Raw genomic sequence first — 15298 nt, 5'->3', positions numbered from 1 at the left:
GATAGAGAGATATGAGTAAAGAAATAAGACAAATCGCTATTTATGGGAAGGGTGGTATTGGAAAATCTACTACTACGCAAAACCTTACCGCAGGACTTGCGGAAAGCGGTAAAAAAATTATGGTGGTGGGATGTGATCCTAAGGCCGATTCTACAAGGCTTTTATTGGGAACCCTTGCACAGCGTACAGTTCTGGATACACTGCGTGAGACTGGAGAAGATGTGAAACTGGAAAATATTATGCGTACCGGATTTTGCGGAATAAAATGTGTGGAGTCCGGAGGACCTGAGCCCGGCGTTGGATGTGCGGGACGAGGGATTATTACTTCCATCGGTTTACTGGAACAGCTGGGTGCCTATGATGATGATTTGGACTATGTATTTTATGACGTACTTGGAGATGTTGTTTGTGGCGGATTTGCTATGCCGATTCGTGAAGGAAAGGCTAAAGAAATTTATATTGTGGCAAGTGGTGAGATGATGGCGTTGTATGCTGCCAATAATATCGCAAAAGGAATTGCAAAGTTTGCTCAAAAGGGTGGAGTGAGACTGGGAGGTATTATATGCAACAGCCGTAATGTCGACAGAGAAATCGATCTTTTAAGGGCTTTTTGTGCAGAACTGGGTACTCAACTGATTTATTTTGTTCCTAGGGACAATGTGGTACAGCGGGCTGAAATCAACAGAAAAACTGTTATTGAATATGAGCCGAATTCTAAGCAGGCCGACGAATACAGGCGGTTGGCAAAAGCGATAGATGAGAATACTCATTTTACAATACCCAAACCCATGTCTCAAGAACGTTTGGAGGAAATTTTGCTGGAATATGGGTTAATGGAATCCCTGAAGGATGATTATCGAATTTGATTGGAGCGGTCGGCAGTTTCTGTTGACCGCTTTATTTAGCGAAATTTCACGAAGTGAAATTACCGAAAATCCAATCCAAATAAAACCGGCCACTCACGCGGAGAAGCACAATATTTCTCAATACGGGGAAGGAACAACGGCCAAAAAGCCTTGACAAAATTGAGCGGGATGTCTGCCGGCCGGTGTCCCTCCGGAATCCTTGGAATGCCGTAGTTCTCGGTGCCAACTGTAGTAGTCACGTATTTGAAAATCTCAAGGATGTCAAAATCTATATTCACACCCATGTGCTGCACGATGCCAGCAGCCAGGGACCATACAGAATATTGATCTTCAAGCAACGGCTTGTTTATAAGGTCGCCATAAAAGTACCTCTTGCCGTTTTTCGCCTGTATGACCGTAAACACCTGTTTTTCACTCAGCCCTTTGATCTCAATGAATTCCTTTCTCAAGCCCGCCTGGCATGAATAACCTGCAAGGGCTCCCAGTGCGCACATAAAAGTCTCAATATGTACACCTCTTGAATCCTTGAATGCCTTCAATAAAGTGTTGAAGATTTCTTTAGCCCCCAGTTTGGCGCCTATCAACGGGTCTTCCTTTCTCTTCTCATTAATCTGGTAGAAAAACACATCATCTATTTTTTCGTAATCACTTCTGCTTTTAGCATTGTTTTCATTCTTTTTTTCTTTCTCATTATTCATCATTTTTCACTCCTGCTATTTGAAATTGGTCTGTTAACCTTAATAGTAAAATGAGACAAAAAACGCCTCTGGCATAATGAAGCCGATACAAGAATTCAGATTTCTAAATTCATTTTGCGTTGGCCTCTATCAGGATTGTTTGTATTCACCGGACTCTTGGCAGACTATGGCATCTATCCTTTTTTTGTCTCAATACTAACACATCTAATCTTTTTATTCAACCAAAATTTTTTCCTGTCTATATTTATATAAAATATTAGACTTGTGCAGTAAAATGTAAAACTCTATGCAGCAATCCCTAATTTGGCAACTACATCATCGAGACTTACCTTTTTTCTGCAAAAGAGTATATAAACTTGGCAATACAGACCATATATTGTTTGTAGAAATACCCTATGGTATTTGGAAAAAGTGCGAACCGTAGATGCCAAATGAATTGGGATATAATTAGTCGAGTAGAGGAAATTATTGAAAAAATAACTGGAGCAGGTATATACTGTGTATTAGCTCAAATATATATGGATGATTATCCGACATTGCCAACAATCACTGTTTTAAAAGCTGATGGGATAAACCGGATTAATAAATGTAATAGAGCCGGTGTCTGTTTTAACGCTGATGATTACAACATCTCATTGGTTTGAGAAATAGATGTAATAACAGAGTCCGAGATAAAAAGGGAGATATGGGCCTGATGCTCCTTGTTATTGCGTATAAGGGAAATTGAATGAAACCGAAATGTTATATAATTTGAGGAGTAGGTGTTTAAAATGGAAATCTTGGATATTGTTGATGAATACGGTAATCCGACAGGAAAAACGGTGGAACGCAAAAAAGCTCATGAGGAAGGCATAATGCACAGGACATCCCATGTATGGATTCTAAGAAAAGTGAAGGGTAAGGTTCAGATTCTGCTTCAGAAAAGGGCTGAAGCAAAAGAATCATTCCCAGGCTGTTATGACATTTCAAGCGCCGGTCATATCCCTGCAGGAATGGATTTTGTTGAATCTGCCATAAGAGAGCTGCAGGAGGAATTGGGTATTTCAGTGTCTGCTGATGAACTTATATTCTGTGGAGACAGAACTGTAATCTGGGATGATAGTTTCTGCGGTAGACCTTTTCATGACAGGCAATATACGCGGGTATTTATTCTGTGGCGGGACCTCGATGAAGGAGAATTTATTCTTCAAAAAGAAGAAGTTGACAGCTTGCTTTGGATGGACCTGGATGAGTGTATAACAGCAGTTGAAAATAACAAGATTGTGCACTGCATATTTCCCGGTGAACTTAAAATGGTTAAAGAGGGTATAAAAAATTCGGATACGGGACTTTGAAATTCATAAATCAAAGGAGTCTTGCCTTTTTTGTCGAATATTAAAACGATATATAACACGGTAAATTGCCGAGAATTATAGGCGGGAGGAGTTAAAAGCCCTATGGTTATACTAATCGCGGACGACGAGAGTGACATCCGAAACTTAATAAAAATCAGTCTCGAGGAAAACGGATATACCGTCCTGACGGCGCAAAACGGCAAGGAAGCATGGGATATCCTTACGACACAGGAGGTTCATCTGGCAATCCTTGATGTAATGATGCCAGTGATGGACGGATTCAACCTACTCCGTAAAATACGGGAACACAGCACCATTCCCGTCATCTTCCTGACCGCGAGGGCAGATGATATGGATAAAGTGCTGGGACTTGGACTGGGTGCGGATGATTATCTTGCAAAACCTTTTTCCATTGCCGAGTTAGTGGCCCGCGTAGGTGCACAACTAAGAAGAAGCAATGAGTATCTCTCACCGAAAGAAAAATCCAACGCAAGTATTACATATGGAAATTGTCTATAGACAAAGAAAAATGCTGCGTCTTTAAGGACGGAGAGCCGATTGAGCTTGGCGCAAAGGAATACAAGCTGCTACTGCATTTTATGGAAAACCCGGAGAAGGTTTTTACAAAAAGGCAGCTTTATAACGCAGTGTGGGATGAGGAATACTATTTTGACGACAACACCGTAATGGTGCATATCAGCCGAATCAGGAACCGGATTGAGGACGACCCGCAAAAACCAAAGTATCTAAAAACCATTCGGGGCATTGGGTACAAGCTCCATTATACCGGAGAGACGCCATGAAAAGAAAACTGTCCAATCAATTTTTCAGAAATTTTCTGGTGATATTCTTACTGACGATACTTGATATAGTGCTCGCATTTGTGTTTTTGTCCTTTGCCAGCGGATTGATTTCAGGCTCTCTGGCAAAAACCGGTATCCTGCCGGGGCGATTATAAAAGAGGATTATAATCAGATTGACGCATCCGCTGTTGTGAAAAACGGTGGTGGCGTACAGGTTGTGGATAAGGAATACCGTGTTGTTTATTCAAGGGGTCTTGACACCATCGGAAAGGATAAATTGACTATTGAGGAATTTACAGCGTTTTTAACGGAAAGCAAAAGTAAGCCTTACCATTATGATATTCTATACCATCCAAAGGGCGAGTTTTGGTTGATTGTTACCTTTCCGACATCCATCCGGCTGGATTTTTCCCTGATATATAATAAAGAGGCCGCCGCAGGTGATTTTATGCGGTCGGGTTTGGTCATTGCCTTCGTGGTGCTGATTTATCTTCTGATACTGGCACTTTTCACCTTTATCTATTCAAGGATTACAGCAGCGAGTATAACCGTACCTCTTAAAAAGCTCTGTGACGGTACCAGGCTTTTGCGGGAAGGCGATTATTCCGTACGGGTGGATTTACGCCTGAAAAATGAGTTTGCTGAGCTTCAGGATACCTTTAACGATATGGCAGCGCGGATAGAGCATGAAATATCCCTTAGAAAAAAGTCAGAGGAGGATAGCGCCGGTTGATTCTCGACATCTCCCATGACCTTAAAAATCCTATGTCCAGCATACAGGGCTATGCGGAGCTGCTCATGAAGAAGAAAGATATGACCGGGCAGGAATGTGATGAACACCTCAAAATCATTCTTAATAACAGCAAAAGGGCCAACCGGCTTCTTACCGAGTTGTTCGAGCTTTCACAATTAGACAGCCCTGAGTTTTCATTAAAGCTTATAGAAACAGACATCTGCGAGTACCTTCGGCAAATATGCGGCGAGCTTGTGCCGCAGTTCGAGCGTGAAGGTTTTGAATATGAGTTCAATATTCCTGAAGATAGCGTTTTTGTGATGCTGGATACTGACCGGTTTAACCGGATTATTCAAAACCTGGCGACCAATGCGATACGATACAATCCTGCTGGGACACTGGTTACGGTAAGCCTTACGGTTCAGAATCATCAGGTGCTTATTGATTTTAGTGACGATGGTATCGGTATACCGGATCATCTTGCAAGCAACATATTCAAGCCTTTTGTCCGGGTAGATGATTCCCGCAACTCCAAAACCGGAGGCAGCGGATTGGGGCTTTCCATAGCGAAAAAAATAGCCGAGGCCCACGGAGGAGATTTGACTCTACTTTCCGATAAGAATAAGGGCAGCACCTTCCGGATTACGATTCCTGCAATTTAAGGTAAATTATATAGTGCAGTAGATTATTTAAGGTAAATTTAAGATTCATATCAGCTGTATTACAGGTTCGATTGTTATGATAATAATGAGCCTGAAATACAGCTGATTTTATTTTTAGGAGGGTTATTATGACACAAGAACAAAGCAAATGTAAAAACAAGAGTCATAATTCGATATTTTGAGGTGATGAGCAATGAAGTATGAACCGACCCGTTTAGAGATTTTTCTAACAAGGATTGTATTTCTCCTTTGCGGCAAGTCTGTCTACCGTGCATTCGCGGACCGGCTGCCCCTTGATGGCGGAGAGCAGGTGCTTGATTTCGGGTGCGGCATGGGAACGGTTGCTTACTACGCCGCAAAAAAGTTACCCCACGGGCATTTGACCTGTCTGGATATTTCCAAGCGATGGCTAAATGCCTGCCGCAAGACTCTTCGCGGCTATAGGAATATCAGTTTTCTGTTATGGGAATCTTTGCAGCTTACAAATGAGAGCTTTGATGTAGCGTACTGCCACTTTGTACTGCACGATATTCCGGCAAGTGAATTGGAAAGAGTCATCCCTGAACTGGCGGGGTCTCTTAAACCCGGTGGTGTATTGGTTTTGCGCGAACCGTTTAATGAAACGAATAAAATAAGCCTTATCAAACGTCTGGTACAGCAAAACAGGCTAATTTCCAAGGACAGCCGTATCACCGATATCCCGATGATGGGGAATGCCCTGGAATGTGTATATATCAAAAAATAATGGAGGTGTACTTATGATTCAGACAATACTATTTTTCATATTAACTGTGTTGGCAGTCTTTACGTTTGCAGTACTCTTGATTAGGACGGCTTATTGTGCCATTATGGGCAGGATGAAAAAGATCAGCCTCAAACATCTTATTCGCCTGAGAAAAACAATGATATTCTTTGTGGTGACGATTGCTTTGAATGCGGGACTGGTTACCCTTTCTCAGCTTACCGCTTCCACTCCGCGTATTGTTGATGAAAACGGAAACACACCCAAAAACAGCATTGCAGAGCTAAGAGAACTTGAGCTGAACGGAATGAAGCAATGGATAAGTCTGAGAGGTTGGGACAAAAACGCACCCGTTTTGCTCTTTCTGGCGGGAGGTCCCGGCGGTACGCAGATGGCAGCAGTGAGGCATGAGCTTGCGGAGCTTGAAAAGCATTTTGTTGTTGTCAACTGGGATCAGCCTGGCTCCGGAAAGTCCTATTATGCAGAGAAAACGAAAAACATTACGGCCCAAACCTATATTCAGGATGGTTATGCTCTGACGGAGTATTTAAAGGAACGCTTTTCCCAGGAAAAAATCTATCTGGTGGGTGAATCATGGGGCAGTGCTTTGGGGATTTTCCTTATCTCTACGTACCCGGAGTCCTATCACGCATTGATCGGTACAGGGCAAATGATAGACTTTGCCGAAACCGAGCGGATAGATTACGCAAAAGCCATGGAAATCGCACAATCCAAAGGCAATACTGCTCTTATTAAGCGGCTTATAGCAAATGGTGAACCACCCTATTACGGTGATGACGTAACATGGAAAAGTGCAGTGTACCTGAACTATCTCAGTGCTTATATGGCAAATAACCCCAAAATTCACAATCCGGGCTACAACACCTTTAGGGACATCGGTTCCTCCGAATATGGGTTGCTTGATAAAATCAGTTTTATCCGTGGCATCATCAACACATATAATCATGTGTACCAACAGCTTTATACCATCGATATGAGAACAGATTACACTAAACTTGATGTGCCTGTCTATTTCTTCCTGGGCCGATACGATGTCAATGCACCCACAGTGCTGGTCGAGGAATATATGCAGGTTCTGGATGCGCCCGATAAAGAAATTGTATGGTTTGAGCATTCCGGCCACAGTCCATGGATCAACGAGCCGGAAAAGTTTGTAAAGGAGGTATTGTCATGCTTTTCAGAAAACAAGATGGAAGAATAGGGAGGATTAAGAATACGTGCCCGATTATTTTTCTGCTTCAGGTGATTGTCATTATTATAGCGATTTCGGCTTGCTCCCTGCCAAAGGGCAGCATTGTAATTCTTGAGAATCCGAATGGAACAGGATTCGCAATGGATTTCAAGGAATGGAGCTCAAAAAGCAAGTGTGAATTATCCCTTAACAAGGGTGATGTGCTGCAGATTGAAGTTTTTCGTGAAGACGGAGAAATTGCTTTTATGGTCAGCGGCAAAAACGGCAGTGAACCATATGCGGGAAACAACCTTAAGTCAGGTTTATTCACTGTAACAGTATCTGAAACGGACAAATATGACATAAGAATCACCGGTAAAGATGCAACGGGAAAGGTTATGGTCAAAAAAGTGGAGAATGTTGCCGATATGGGTGCGGAAACAATTGAGTGAAAGCAAGATTTTCCGGCTTATTGTTCTTTGGAGGTGTAGTATATATGTATAAAATGAAAAAGTCATATATGATTGTACAATTACTATTAGTTTGCTTTGGTTTTGTGTTGACTATTATAAGATGGCTGAACGTTATTAACAGTAATTTTTTAGTAATAAATACTGAAATAACATCTCATATAACAAATTTTTCATTAAGTCTCTTGGCTTACCTTGTAATAGGTTCTTTGTGGCTGACATCCGCAGTGAGATTTCGTTTTGTAATTGTTTTGGGTTCATTTATGATTGTGGCTAATTTAATTTGCGAGACATTATTGGGCTTTATTAATACTGTAGATATAGTGGATGCTATATATGGAACAGTTGGAATCATTCTAGCATTTATATATTTCTATTGCGTTAATGGTAATGGGTTGATTGAAATCAATTCAGACTATAACTCCAGAACTTAATTCTCAAATGTTGGCCGATATGTTTGTAAACGTCAAATTTCAAAATATCTTTATTAAAATTTCCATAATAATGTAACCTTTATACTCTAAATCTCGTTATTCCTTTCAATTTTTAATGAATATCCTTGCTTTTATTTTATTAAAAGTATAAACCTTTACCACAGGTGAATTTAAAGAGAAAAAACTTCTGCATAGCTTGCCGGATTCGTCAAATTTCCTCAAACGTTTCACATACTGGATCTTCTGAATTAAATTAAAATTAAAATGAAAGAAAATAATTATACCCTGCACCATAAGATGTGGTATACTAAACTGGAAAATGTAGGGTGTTCACATTAAGATAATTTCCGGTTAATTGGACTCAAAAAGGAGGTTCGATAATTTAAAGTGTTGGCAATTTGGAAAATAATCTGAGATAATAAATAAAATAAGAAAGGATGTCAGATAAAATTCTCATTTATTGAACCGGACGTATTTCTAATAAACTTAGGAGGGGAAATTATGACTTTAGAAGAACAATTCAATTTGATTGCTAAAGAGTATGATTGTAATCGTAGAAAGTTCATTCCTTGCTTTGATGATTATTATGAAAATACTACTAAACTAATTATTTCCAATATTAATACCCCTAGTCGTGTGTTGGATTTGGGAGCCGGAACAGGACTGCTTACATATTATTGGTATAAAGAATGTCAATCAGCGGAATATGTATTAGTTGATATTGCAGATGAAATGTTGGAAATCTCAAGAAAAAGATTTGCTGGAATTGATAGAATACAACATAAAATATTAGATTATTCTAAGGAGCTTCCGGAGGGAAATTTTGATGCTATTATATCAGCATTATCAATCCACCATTTAGAAGATATGCAAAAAGAAGAATTGTTCAAGAACATTTACAATAAGCTGCCAATAGGTGGAGTGTTCGTTAATTATGATCAGTTTTGCGCAGGAACAACCAATATGAATAAGTGGTGTGATTTATATTGGGAAAAGCAATTATTAAATTGCGGATTAACGGATCGAGATATTGAACTGTGGAAAGAACGCAGAAAATTAGATAACGAATGCTCGGTTGAAACAGAGATTGAGATGTTATATAAATGTAATTTTTCAGAGGTGAAATGTTTGTATTCTTATCATAAATTTTCTGTTATTGTTGCTATTAAATAATAGTAAGTTGTTGTTTGGTAGATAGGACACATGAATGTTTTAAATAATGTAGGCACAATTAGGCTGAACAGCTTCACTAAGCAATTTTAATTACCTAGGCGATGAGATTTATCAGCGTCTTAACAACGAATGAATTGATAAAAAACACACAGAACATATAAAAAGATGGAGGTACAGAATGGAATATAGCACTATTCAGTACAGACAGGCGAAAGACGGCATAGGGTTAATTACTTTAAATCGCCCTGAAAAACGAAATGCTATAAACATTCAGATGAGAATTGAGATCTCTGATTGTTTGTGCAAATTGGAGCAGTCATCAGATATAAATGTTGTAATATTTACCGGAGCAGGTAGTTCGTTTTCAGCCGGGTTCGATTTAAATGAGTTTAATAATCCTTCTATATTTGATGAACTTTTTAAATCTTCCTCAAAATATCACAGGGATATTTGGAAATTTTCAAAACCAACAATTGCTGCTATAAACGGAGCGGCAATGGGTGGAGGATTTGATTTGGCAACCCTTTGTGATATACGGATATGTTCCGATTCTGCAATATTTGGGCATCCGGAGGTAAAATTTGGCGCACCTCCGCTTTATACTCCTCTAAGGTGGATAGTTAAAGACGGTATAGCGCGAGAACTCTGCCTAACAGGTCGTAAAATTGATGCAAAAGAGGCATTACGTATTGGATTAGTGAGCGAAATTACAAATAGTTCTGACCTATTACGGCGTGCAATTGAAATCGGTGAAACCATTTTAGAAGCTCCGTCAGATACAATAAAATATATAAAGTCGTATTTTATCGGTAATACGGAAAAAGGATTTGAAGAATCTTTCCTTATAGAGCATGATAAGGCATTTCAAGATATTTTATTGCCAAAAGCTAAGAGCGGATTTTCCCTGCGAAATGGTAGGAGATGATCCTTCATTTAGATTTCAGACGTACATATTTTAAGAGTAATGCGGCAGACATCCTATATAAGCAAAATTGACAAAAATGTAGCTATTTGATATAAGAAATATGAGGAAATACAAAATGGAGAAAAAGATGGATATTATTAGGAGTTTATTAAAGATCATAATGTGGTTCTTAATAGCAGGGTTTGGATGCAATTTTATTATGCAAACAATAAGCTATTCATTTTATAAAAACGCAAAAAAGATGACAGATATTTCTTGTACTCCGCAATTTATTAAGTTTAAAGAAACATTAACAGGTTATGGCAATAACCTTGATTCAAAAAATAACAATAAAGTTATATTGTTTTTTGGAGGTTCTAATTATATTGCATATAATTCTGTTGGAAAATATTCCACTAAATTTGATTACCCGTTTATTTCAGTAGATTATTACGGAACCCAGGATAGCAGCGGTAAAATAAATTTAAAAACGATGAAGAAATCTGCTGAGGGCTTATATGAATGGACAAGGAATCACTATCCCGATAGTGAGATCATAATAATCGGACATAGTTACGGAGCAGGAATCGCAACATATCTGGCAAGTGTCAGGGAATGTCACTTTTTGCTTATCGTTGCAGGATACAGAGATGTTTCGGATTTATATAATAAAATCATTCCCGTATTTTGGGGACCGTTAAAGGTATTTATTTCAAATAATATACGTACTGCAGAATATGCTGAAAATGTAGAATGTCCGGTTTATATTATTGGATCTACCGGTGATAAAGTTTTAAGTTTTTCTTTACAAGAAAACTTTCATGCAGTTTCAAAAATCCGAAAATAAAAATATTCGATGATATTGCTCACGAAGATTATTTTTGTTCTGACAATGTAGTTGATTTTATAAACCAGATAATAGGACAGGATAATGATAAAGAGCTTAAACTGTTATAACATTCATGAGTTGGTGTCTAGTCATAATACAAGTACGATATCTGCAATTGAAGACCGGATGGTTCAGTTTAAGCGGGATTCAATTACCTAATAGCGTTCTTGGTATAAAAAACACCCCTAGTCTAGATTAGCATAAACTTTGTCAGGTTTTGACGAAGTTTTTCCGTCGGAAAACGGACAATCGTCAAGGCTGAGTATGCAAGTTGGAGCAAATAGCGGTAACACTCTGTACATAGATTTGGCCGATATGAGGAGCAGTTCAATCGGAATTTCAAAAGTTGACCTTATTAATCAGCCTTCGTTGGCTATCGAACAGTTTGATTCAGGAATAAGTATTGTTTCCGGGTTTCGTTCTCGGCTGGGTGCGATGCAAAACCGATTGGAACATGCTCTTGATATTAGCAATTTAGACTCCGAGAATACTATAAGCAGTGAAGCCAGAATACGTGATGCTGTCTGTGCAAAAGAAATAATTAGTATTTCGAGGAGCAGTATTCTCAGCAAGGCTTCAATAGCTATGCTGTCTCAGGCAAGAAAACAACCGAAAATGGTACTGCATCTGCTCAGGGCTTCCTAGAGGCTAGTCAGGATGAAACATAGGCAGTGAATAATCAAAAGACCCAGTTCGGGTCTTTTGATTATTTTGGCAGCTTCAACGGCAACTTAGCAGCTACTAGATAATGCACCTTAGATGTAATTAGTTGTAAAAGGCTTTCTTTTAAAATATGCTCTTTATATAAGGTGTTGAAAAATATGGGGAGGTGTTACTTTGAAAACTCCGAAATGCGGAAGTTGCTTGCTTACCTAAGAGGAATTATGGAAAGACTTATACTTGCTAATGTTTGATGTGAAAACTACGGGATGTATATATTTTATAGCCTTTGCTTTTTCTATCTGGCATTTGGAATTATAAATCCTGCAAATTCGATTGTGATTGACTTTTGGACGCCAGTACAATTTTTTATTGATTTATTGCGGTTAGGAGATATAGTTTAGGAGGTAAGGTAATGGACATTATTCAAGTAACCAACTTGAAAAAGTATTACGGAAAACATCTTGGTATTGAAAATGTATCATTTTCGGTAAAGAAAGGCGAAATATTAGGATTCGTTGGACCAAATGGGGCAGGAAAATCAACTACAATACGAATACTCCTCAATTTCATTTTTCCCAATGGCGGTAATGCTACAATTTGTGGAAAGGATGTTGTTAAGGAAAGCCACGAGATAAAAAAGTTTACGGGATATGTTCCTAGTGATGTTAGATTTTATGGGGACATGACAGTAAAAGAATTAATTAGGGTAAGCAACGATTTCTACGATGGATCCCATGATAAAGAAGCAGAGCGGTTATGCAATCTTTTTGAACTGAATAACTCTAAGAAATTTTATGAGCTATCTACGGGAAATAAGAAAAAAGCAGCAATTATTTGTGCGTTAGCAGCAAAACCGAAAGTTTTGATATTAGATGAACCGACTAATGGACTTGATCCCATGATGCAGAAACGATTATTTGCTGAACTTAAGAATCAGTCCGCAAATGGAGCTTCTATCCTTTTGTCGAGTCATAATCTTGGTGAAGTACAGGAATATTGCCACAGGGTTGCTTTTATTAAACAGGGGAAAATCCTTGCAATAACTGATTTAAAGGAAATGCGTCATCCTCACAAAATAATAACGACCATCGGCGGAAAGGACATAATTCACCCCTCAATGGAATTCTGGAACAAGGGGAAGTGAAACGGACTTTCCGTTATAAAGGTGATAGTGCTCTTTTGCTTAAGTTATTACAGGAAGCTAGCCCGGATGATTTCACGGTTAACAATGAAAGCCTGGAAGAACGTTTTATGAATCTTTATGGAATGGAGGAATAGCAATGAATGTTTTTCGACTGGAATTAAAAAATACCTCGAAAAGTACTTTAAAATGGACGATAGCTCTTTGTAGTATTGCCTTTATGCTCCTTGCCTTTTTCCCTTCAATGCAAACAGAGTCTATGAAAGAACTTGCCGGAGCAAAGATGGAGGGGATAGATCCGGCACTGCTGGAAGCGCTAGGATTAAGCGAGCTTATGGATTTTACAGTGATAACGAATTACTTTGGCTATGCGCTTCAGTATATAACTCTGGCTATAATGGTGTTTGTTACGCAAATGGCTGTAAATTCTCTAGTAAAAGAAGAAACAGAAGGGACCATTGAATTTTTATATAGCAAACCAATCTCACGAAGCGAGATATTTATACAAAAAGTGTTGGCAAATATTCTTTTATTCCTTTTCCTGCTAGTCGCTCTTAGTATTATAACAGTAGTTGGGTATCTATCCTTTAGTGAGTATAATTTCACGGAAAGTATAAAAGAAGTAGGAATATTATATAGTTCTATCTTCTATGTTGGTCTTATTTTTATTAGCTTGGGAACACTGCTATCCTCTTTGCTAAGAAGCAGCAAAGGTTCATCTGGTGTTGTAATTGCCATTGTTTTTGGCACATTCATTTTAGGAATTATGAGTGTAATAGTTAAAGAATTAAGTTTCCTATCGTACTTCTCGCCAATGGACTGGGTCAAAACACAAAAATTAATGACAGAAGGTATATCTAGGGAAGAATGGCTGATTGGTGTATTGACCATTATTATCTGCTCCTTGGCTTCATATAAAATATATAAAAAAAGAGACATGCACCTTTAAAACCTTACTCACTTCACCCGACGCATGTGGAGTGCGTGGTATTGATTACAAGGATGTAAACCTTGATATTGCTGGGTTTGATGGATTATATCCGAATTACCTGTTCGTACCTACAAAATAAGTGCATGAAAATATATCGAAGGTGTAATTTTTAAGAACGTTTGATCCTGCAAAATGCAGGGTTGAGTTGACATATTAGATAAATCAAGAGGCAGACAAGCCGGGATTATAGAAACTTTATTATGAAAACTGATTTTACATATCACAAAAGTGAATCGGCAAGTACTATAAAATAACGGAAGAAGTCAATTGTTGCATTATTAACTAAAGAGAAATACATTTCCTCCCCCCACTTTAATCATAACATATTTAAAAAAAATATTATAGACTATTTATTTCTGGGGTATACTCATATAATATTCTTACATGCTTTTTACTCAATCTATTTAATAATATAATAAGGAGGACGGGAAATGGATAAAAATAATGTCCGGGTTCATGGCAAAGAAAGTGTACAAAATGTTGGACCATCGAATATAAAGATGGTGTATCAGCGCTTTGGTGATCCTACTTTACCGCCAGTTTTCCTGATTATGGGTGCCGGTGCACAGATGATTAACTGGCCTGAAGGATTTTGTTTAGAACTGGCTAGTCGCGGTCTACATCCAATTCGATTCGATAATAGAGATGCCGGACTATCAACTCACTTTTTTGATGCACCTGTTCCGGATTTTACAGCCATACAATCCGGTGATTACTCTACAGTATCCTACACTCTTTCTGACATGGCAGCAGACACGGCAGGTCTTATGGATGCGCTTGGATATGATAGTGTACATTTGATTGGTGCATCAATGGGTGGAATGATAGCCCAGACAATAGCAATAGAGTTTCCGCATAGGGTTCGGTCGCTGACTTCTATCATGTCCACTACTGGAAATAACTCTGTAGGGCAGCCTGACTATTCAGTGCTGGCAAATTTGGGTTCACCCCCTTATCACGATCGTCAAGCTTATATCGATTGGCAGATTAAATCACGTAAAGCTATTGGTTCTCCCAAATATCCTTTAGACGAAGAAGCTACTGCCCAAATTGCAGGGCTTGCATGGGATCGTGACCATGACCCATTGGGTATGCTGCGCCAAGCTGTGGCAGTTATGAAATCCGGTGATAGAACAGAACAACTTCGTTCTATTGAAATACCAACTCTTGTTATTCACGGTGAAAATGATAAAATGATTGATGTAAGTGGAGGACGTGCCACGGCGGAAGCAATTCCAAACGCCGAGCTGGTAACCTTCGAGGGAATGGGACATGATCTCCCAAAGCAATTATGGTCAGAGTTTGCTAAAAGGATTGCAAATCTTATATACCGAGTGGAGTCCGTGAAATAGGTTGTTTGCTACAATGATATGTTTCCGCCTGCGGATAGTTTCAAAACAAATTTAGCTTGTTTCACCATTTGTTAATATTATTCGATTAAACGTATATACTTGGTAAGCAGGCTAAAACCGTTGAAATTTTGCATTCCACCGTTTCGATTTACCTGGGATGTAATTCGCGGTGCTTTTTTATGCCTGTTCCTGTGAATCTGCTGTTTCGTTCATGGAAAGAATACCTGAGTGGGTGTAAGAGAAAAGAGATC

General features: G+C 38.8%; 20 protein-coding genes. 19 read left to right on the top strand and 1 reads right to left on the bottom strand.

Features of this window, described 5'->3' with window-relative positions:
- Positions 1–11 precede the first annotated feature (11 nt).
- Positions 12–866: a nitrogenase iron protein gene (gene nifH, locus JCM21531_RS04620; RefSeq protein WP_038287764.1), complete on the top strand. Its 855-nt coding sequence runs from the start codon at positions 12–14 to the stop codon at positions 864–866.
- Positions 867–925: 59 nt separating this feature from the next.
- Here nifH and JCM21531_RS04615 read toward each other — a convergent pair whose 3' ends face one another.
- Positions 926–1567, bottom strand: coding sequence for a hypothetical protein (locus JCM21531_RS04615; RefSeq protein ID WP_243467220.1), 642 nt, complete (start codon positions 1565–1567; stop codon positions 926–928).
- Between the two features lie 428 nt (positions 1568–1995).
- On the opposite strand from JCM21531_RS04615, the gene JCM21531_RS04610 reads away from it, so the two are divergent.
- The 18 genes from JCM21531_RS04610 to JCM21531_RS04540 all read left to right on the top strand — a co-directional run bounded on the left by JCM21531_RS04610 (position 1996) and on the right by JCM21531_RS04540 (position 15047).
- Positions 1996–2208, top strand: a complete 213-nt coding sequence (locus tag JCM21531_RS04610) for a hypothetical protein (RefSeq protein WP_131464384.1) — start codon at positions 1996–1998, stop codon at positions 2206–2208.
- Positions 2209–2334: 126 nt separating this feature from the next.
- Positions 2335–2898, top strand: a complete 564-nt coding sequence (locus tag JCM21531_RS04605; protein WP_038287762.1) for an NUDIX hydrolase — start codon at positions 2335–2337, stop codon at positions 2896–2898.
- 102 nt (positions 2899–3000) lie between these two features.
- Positions 3001–3417, top strand: a complete 417-nt coding sequence (locus JCM21531_RS20590; RefSeq protein WP_243467219.1) for a response regulator transcription factor — start codon at positions 3001–3003, stop codon at positions 3415–3417.
- Positions 3408–3701, top strand: a complete 294-nt coding sequence (locus JCM21531_RS20585) for a winged helix-turn-helix domain-containing protein (RefSeq protein ID WP_243467218.1) — start codon at positions 3408–3410, stop codon at positions 3699–3701. Before JCM21531_RS20590 ends, JCM21531_RS20585 begins: the two co-directional genes overlap by 10 nt.
- A complete protein-coding gene (locus JCM21531_RS25000) occupies positions 3698–3856 on the top strand; it encodes a hypothetical protein (RefSeq protein WP_243467217.1) in 159 nt (52 codons plus the stop codon). Before JCM21531_RS20585 ends, JCM21531_RS25000 begins: the two co-directional genes overlap by 4 nt.
- A 35-nt stretch (positions 3857–3891) precedes the next feature.
- A complete protein-coding gene (locus tag JCM21531_RS17610; RefSeq protein WP_054847000.1) occupies positions 3892–4434 on the top strand; it encodes a HAMP domain-containing protein in 543 nt (180 codons plus the stop codon).
- Entirely contained in the window at positions 4431–5096 is a 666-nt protein-coding gene (locus JCM21531_RS04595) for a sensor histidine kinase (RefSeq protein ID WP_054846999.1), read from the top strand. Before JCM21531_RS17610 ends, JCM21531_RS04595 begins: the two co-directional genes overlap by 4 nt.
- A gap of 193 nt (positions 5097–5289) precedes the next feature.
- Complete coding sequence (locus tag JCM21531_RS04590; RefSeq protein WP_038287761.1) at positions 5290–5841, top strand: class I SAM-dependent methyltransferase; 552 nt, start codon at positions 5290–5292, stop codon at positions 5839–5841.
- A gap of 13 nt (positions 5842–5854) precedes the next feature.
- Entirely contained in the window at positions 5855–7060 is a 1206-nt protein-coding gene (locus JCM21531_RS04585) for an alpha/beta fold hydrolase (protein ID WP_038287859.1), read from the top strand.
- Positions 7030–7482 carry a hypothetical protein gene (locus tag JCM21531_RS04580; protein ID WP_038287758.1) on the top strand — a complete coding sequence of 151 codons (453 nt, stop codon included), beginning with the start codon at positions 7030–7032 and terminating at the stop codon, positions 7480–7482. Before JCM21531_RS04585 ends, JCM21531_RS04580 begins: the two co-directional genes overlap by 31 nt.
- Before the next feature lie 203 nt (positions 7483–7685).
- On the top strand, positions 7686–7934 hold the full coding sequence (locus JCM21531_RS19450; RefSeq protein ID WP_175577008.1) for a hypothetical protein: 249 nt from the start codon (positions 7686–7688) through the stop codon (positions 7932–7934).
- A gap of 501 nt (positions 7935–8435) precedes the next feature.
- Positions 8436–9107, top strand: coding sequence for a class I SAM-dependent methyltransferase (locus JCM21531_RS04570; protein WP_038287754.1), 672 nt, complete (start codon positions 8436–8438; stop codon positions 9105–9107).
- Between the two features lie 178 nt (positions 9108–9285).
- Complete coding sequence (locus JCM21531_RS04565) at positions 9286–10032, top strand: enoyl-CoA hydratase/isomerase family protein (RefSeq protein ID WP_038287752.1); 747 nt, start codon at positions 9286–9288, stop codon at positions 10030–10032.
- 115 nt (positions 10033–10147) lie between these two features.
- A complete protein-coding gene (locus tag JCM21531_RS04560) occupies positions 10148–10858 on the top strand; it encodes an alpha/beta fold hydrolase (RefSeq protein WP_201768051.1) in 711 nt (236 codons plus the stop codon).
- A 249-nt stretch (positions 10859–11107) separates the two neighbouring features.
- The gene (locus JCM21531_RS04555) at positions 11108–11545 is read left to right on the top strand and encodes a flagellin (protein ID WP_054846998.1); all 438 of its coding nucleotides are present in this window, start codon (positions 11108–11110) and stop codon (positions 11543–11545) included.
- Between the two features lie 430 nt (positions 11546–11975).
- Positions 11976–12707 (top strand): ABC transporter ATP-binding protein, encoded by a 732-nt coding sequence (locus JCM21531_RS04550; RefSeq protein ID WP_243467216.1) that lies wholly within the window; start codon positions 11976–11978, stop codon positions 12705–12707.
- A 136-nt stretch (positions 12708–12843) separates the two neighbouring features.
- A complete protein-coding gene (locus tag JCM21531_RS04545; protein WP_038287750.1) occupies positions 12844–13653 on the top strand; it encodes a DUF2705 family protein in 810 nt (269 codons plus the stop codon).
- A 473-nt stretch (positions 13654–14126) separates the two neighbouring features.
- The gene (locus JCM21531_RS04540) at positions 14127–15047 is read left to right on the top strand and encodes an alpha/beta fold hydrolase (protein WP_054846997.1); all 921 of its coding nucleotides are present in this window, start codon (positions 14127–14129) and stop codon (positions 15045–15047) included.
- Positions 15048–15298: the final 251 nt, after the last annotated feature.

Source organism: Acetivibrio straminisolvens JCM 21531 (genome assembly GCF_000521465.1).
GTDB lineage: Bacteria > Bacillota > Clostridia > Acetivibrionales > Acetivibrionaceae > Hungateiclostridium > Hungateiclostridium straminisolvens.
Note: the sequence above shows the minus strand (reverse complement) of the source record. Positions and strands in the feature narration are given on the sequence as shown.

Bases quoted from the DNA above. Each gene is read 5' to 3' on its own strand.
- nifH (WP_038287764.1), top strand. From the start codon at position 12: ATGAGTAAAGAAATAAGACAAATCGCTATTTATGGGAAGGGTGGTATT.
- JCM21531_RS04615 (WP_243467220.1), bottom strand. From the start codon at position 1,567: ATGATGAATAATGAGAAAGAAAAAAAGAATGAAAACAATGCTAAAAGC.
- JCM21531_RS04610 (WP_131464384.1), top strand. From the start codon at position 1,996: ATGAATTGGGATATAATTAGTCGAGTAGAGGAAATTATTGAAAAAATA.
- JCM21531_RS04605 (WP_038287762.1), top strand. From the start codon at position 2,335: ATGGAAATCTTGGATATTGTTGATGAATACGGTAATCCGACAGGAAAA.
- JCM21531_RS20590 (WP_243467219.1), top strand. From the start codon at position 3,001: ATGGTTATACTAATCGCGGACGACGAGAGTGACATCCGAAACTTAATA.
- JCM21531_RS25000 (WP_243467217.1), top strand. From the start codon at position 3,698: ATGAAAAGAAAACTGTCCAATCAATTTTTCAGAAATTTTCTGGTGATA.
- JCM21531_RS04590 (WP_038287761.1), top strand. From the start codon at position 5,290: ATGAAGTATGAACCGACCCGTTTAGAGATTTTTCTAACAAGGATTGTA.
- JCM21531_RS04585 (WP_038287859.1), top strand. From the start codon at position 5,855: ATGATTCAGACAATACTATTTTTCATATTAACTGTGTTGGCAGTCTTT.
- JCM21531_RS04580 (WP_038287758.1), top strand. From the start codon at position 7,030: ATGCTTTTCAGAAAACAAGATGGAAGAATAGGGAGGATTAAGAATACG.
- JCM21531_RS04570 (WP_038287754.1), top strand. From the start codon at position 8,436: ATGACTTTAGAAGAACAATTCAATTTGATTGCTAAAGAGTATGATTGT.
- JCM21531_RS04565 (WP_038287752.1), top strand. From the start codon at position 9,286: ATGGAATATAGCACTATTCAGTACAGACAGGCGAAAGACGGCATAGGG.
- JCM21531_RS04560 (WP_201768051.1), top strand. From the start codon at position 10,148: ATGGAGAAAAAGATGGATATTATTAGGAGTTTATTAAAGATCATAATG.
- JCM21531_RS04550 (WP_243467216.1), top strand. From the start codon at position 11,976: ATGGACATTATTCAAGTAACCAACTTGAAAAAGTATTACGGAAAACAT.
- JCM21531_RS04545 (WP_038287750.1), top strand. From the start codon at position 12,844: ATGAATGTTTTTCGACTGGAATTAAAAAATACCTCGAAAAGTACTTTA.
- JCM21531_RS04540 (WP_054846997.1), top strand. From the start codon at position 14,127: ATGGATAAAAATAATGTCCGGGTTCATGGCAAAGAAAGTGTACAAAAT.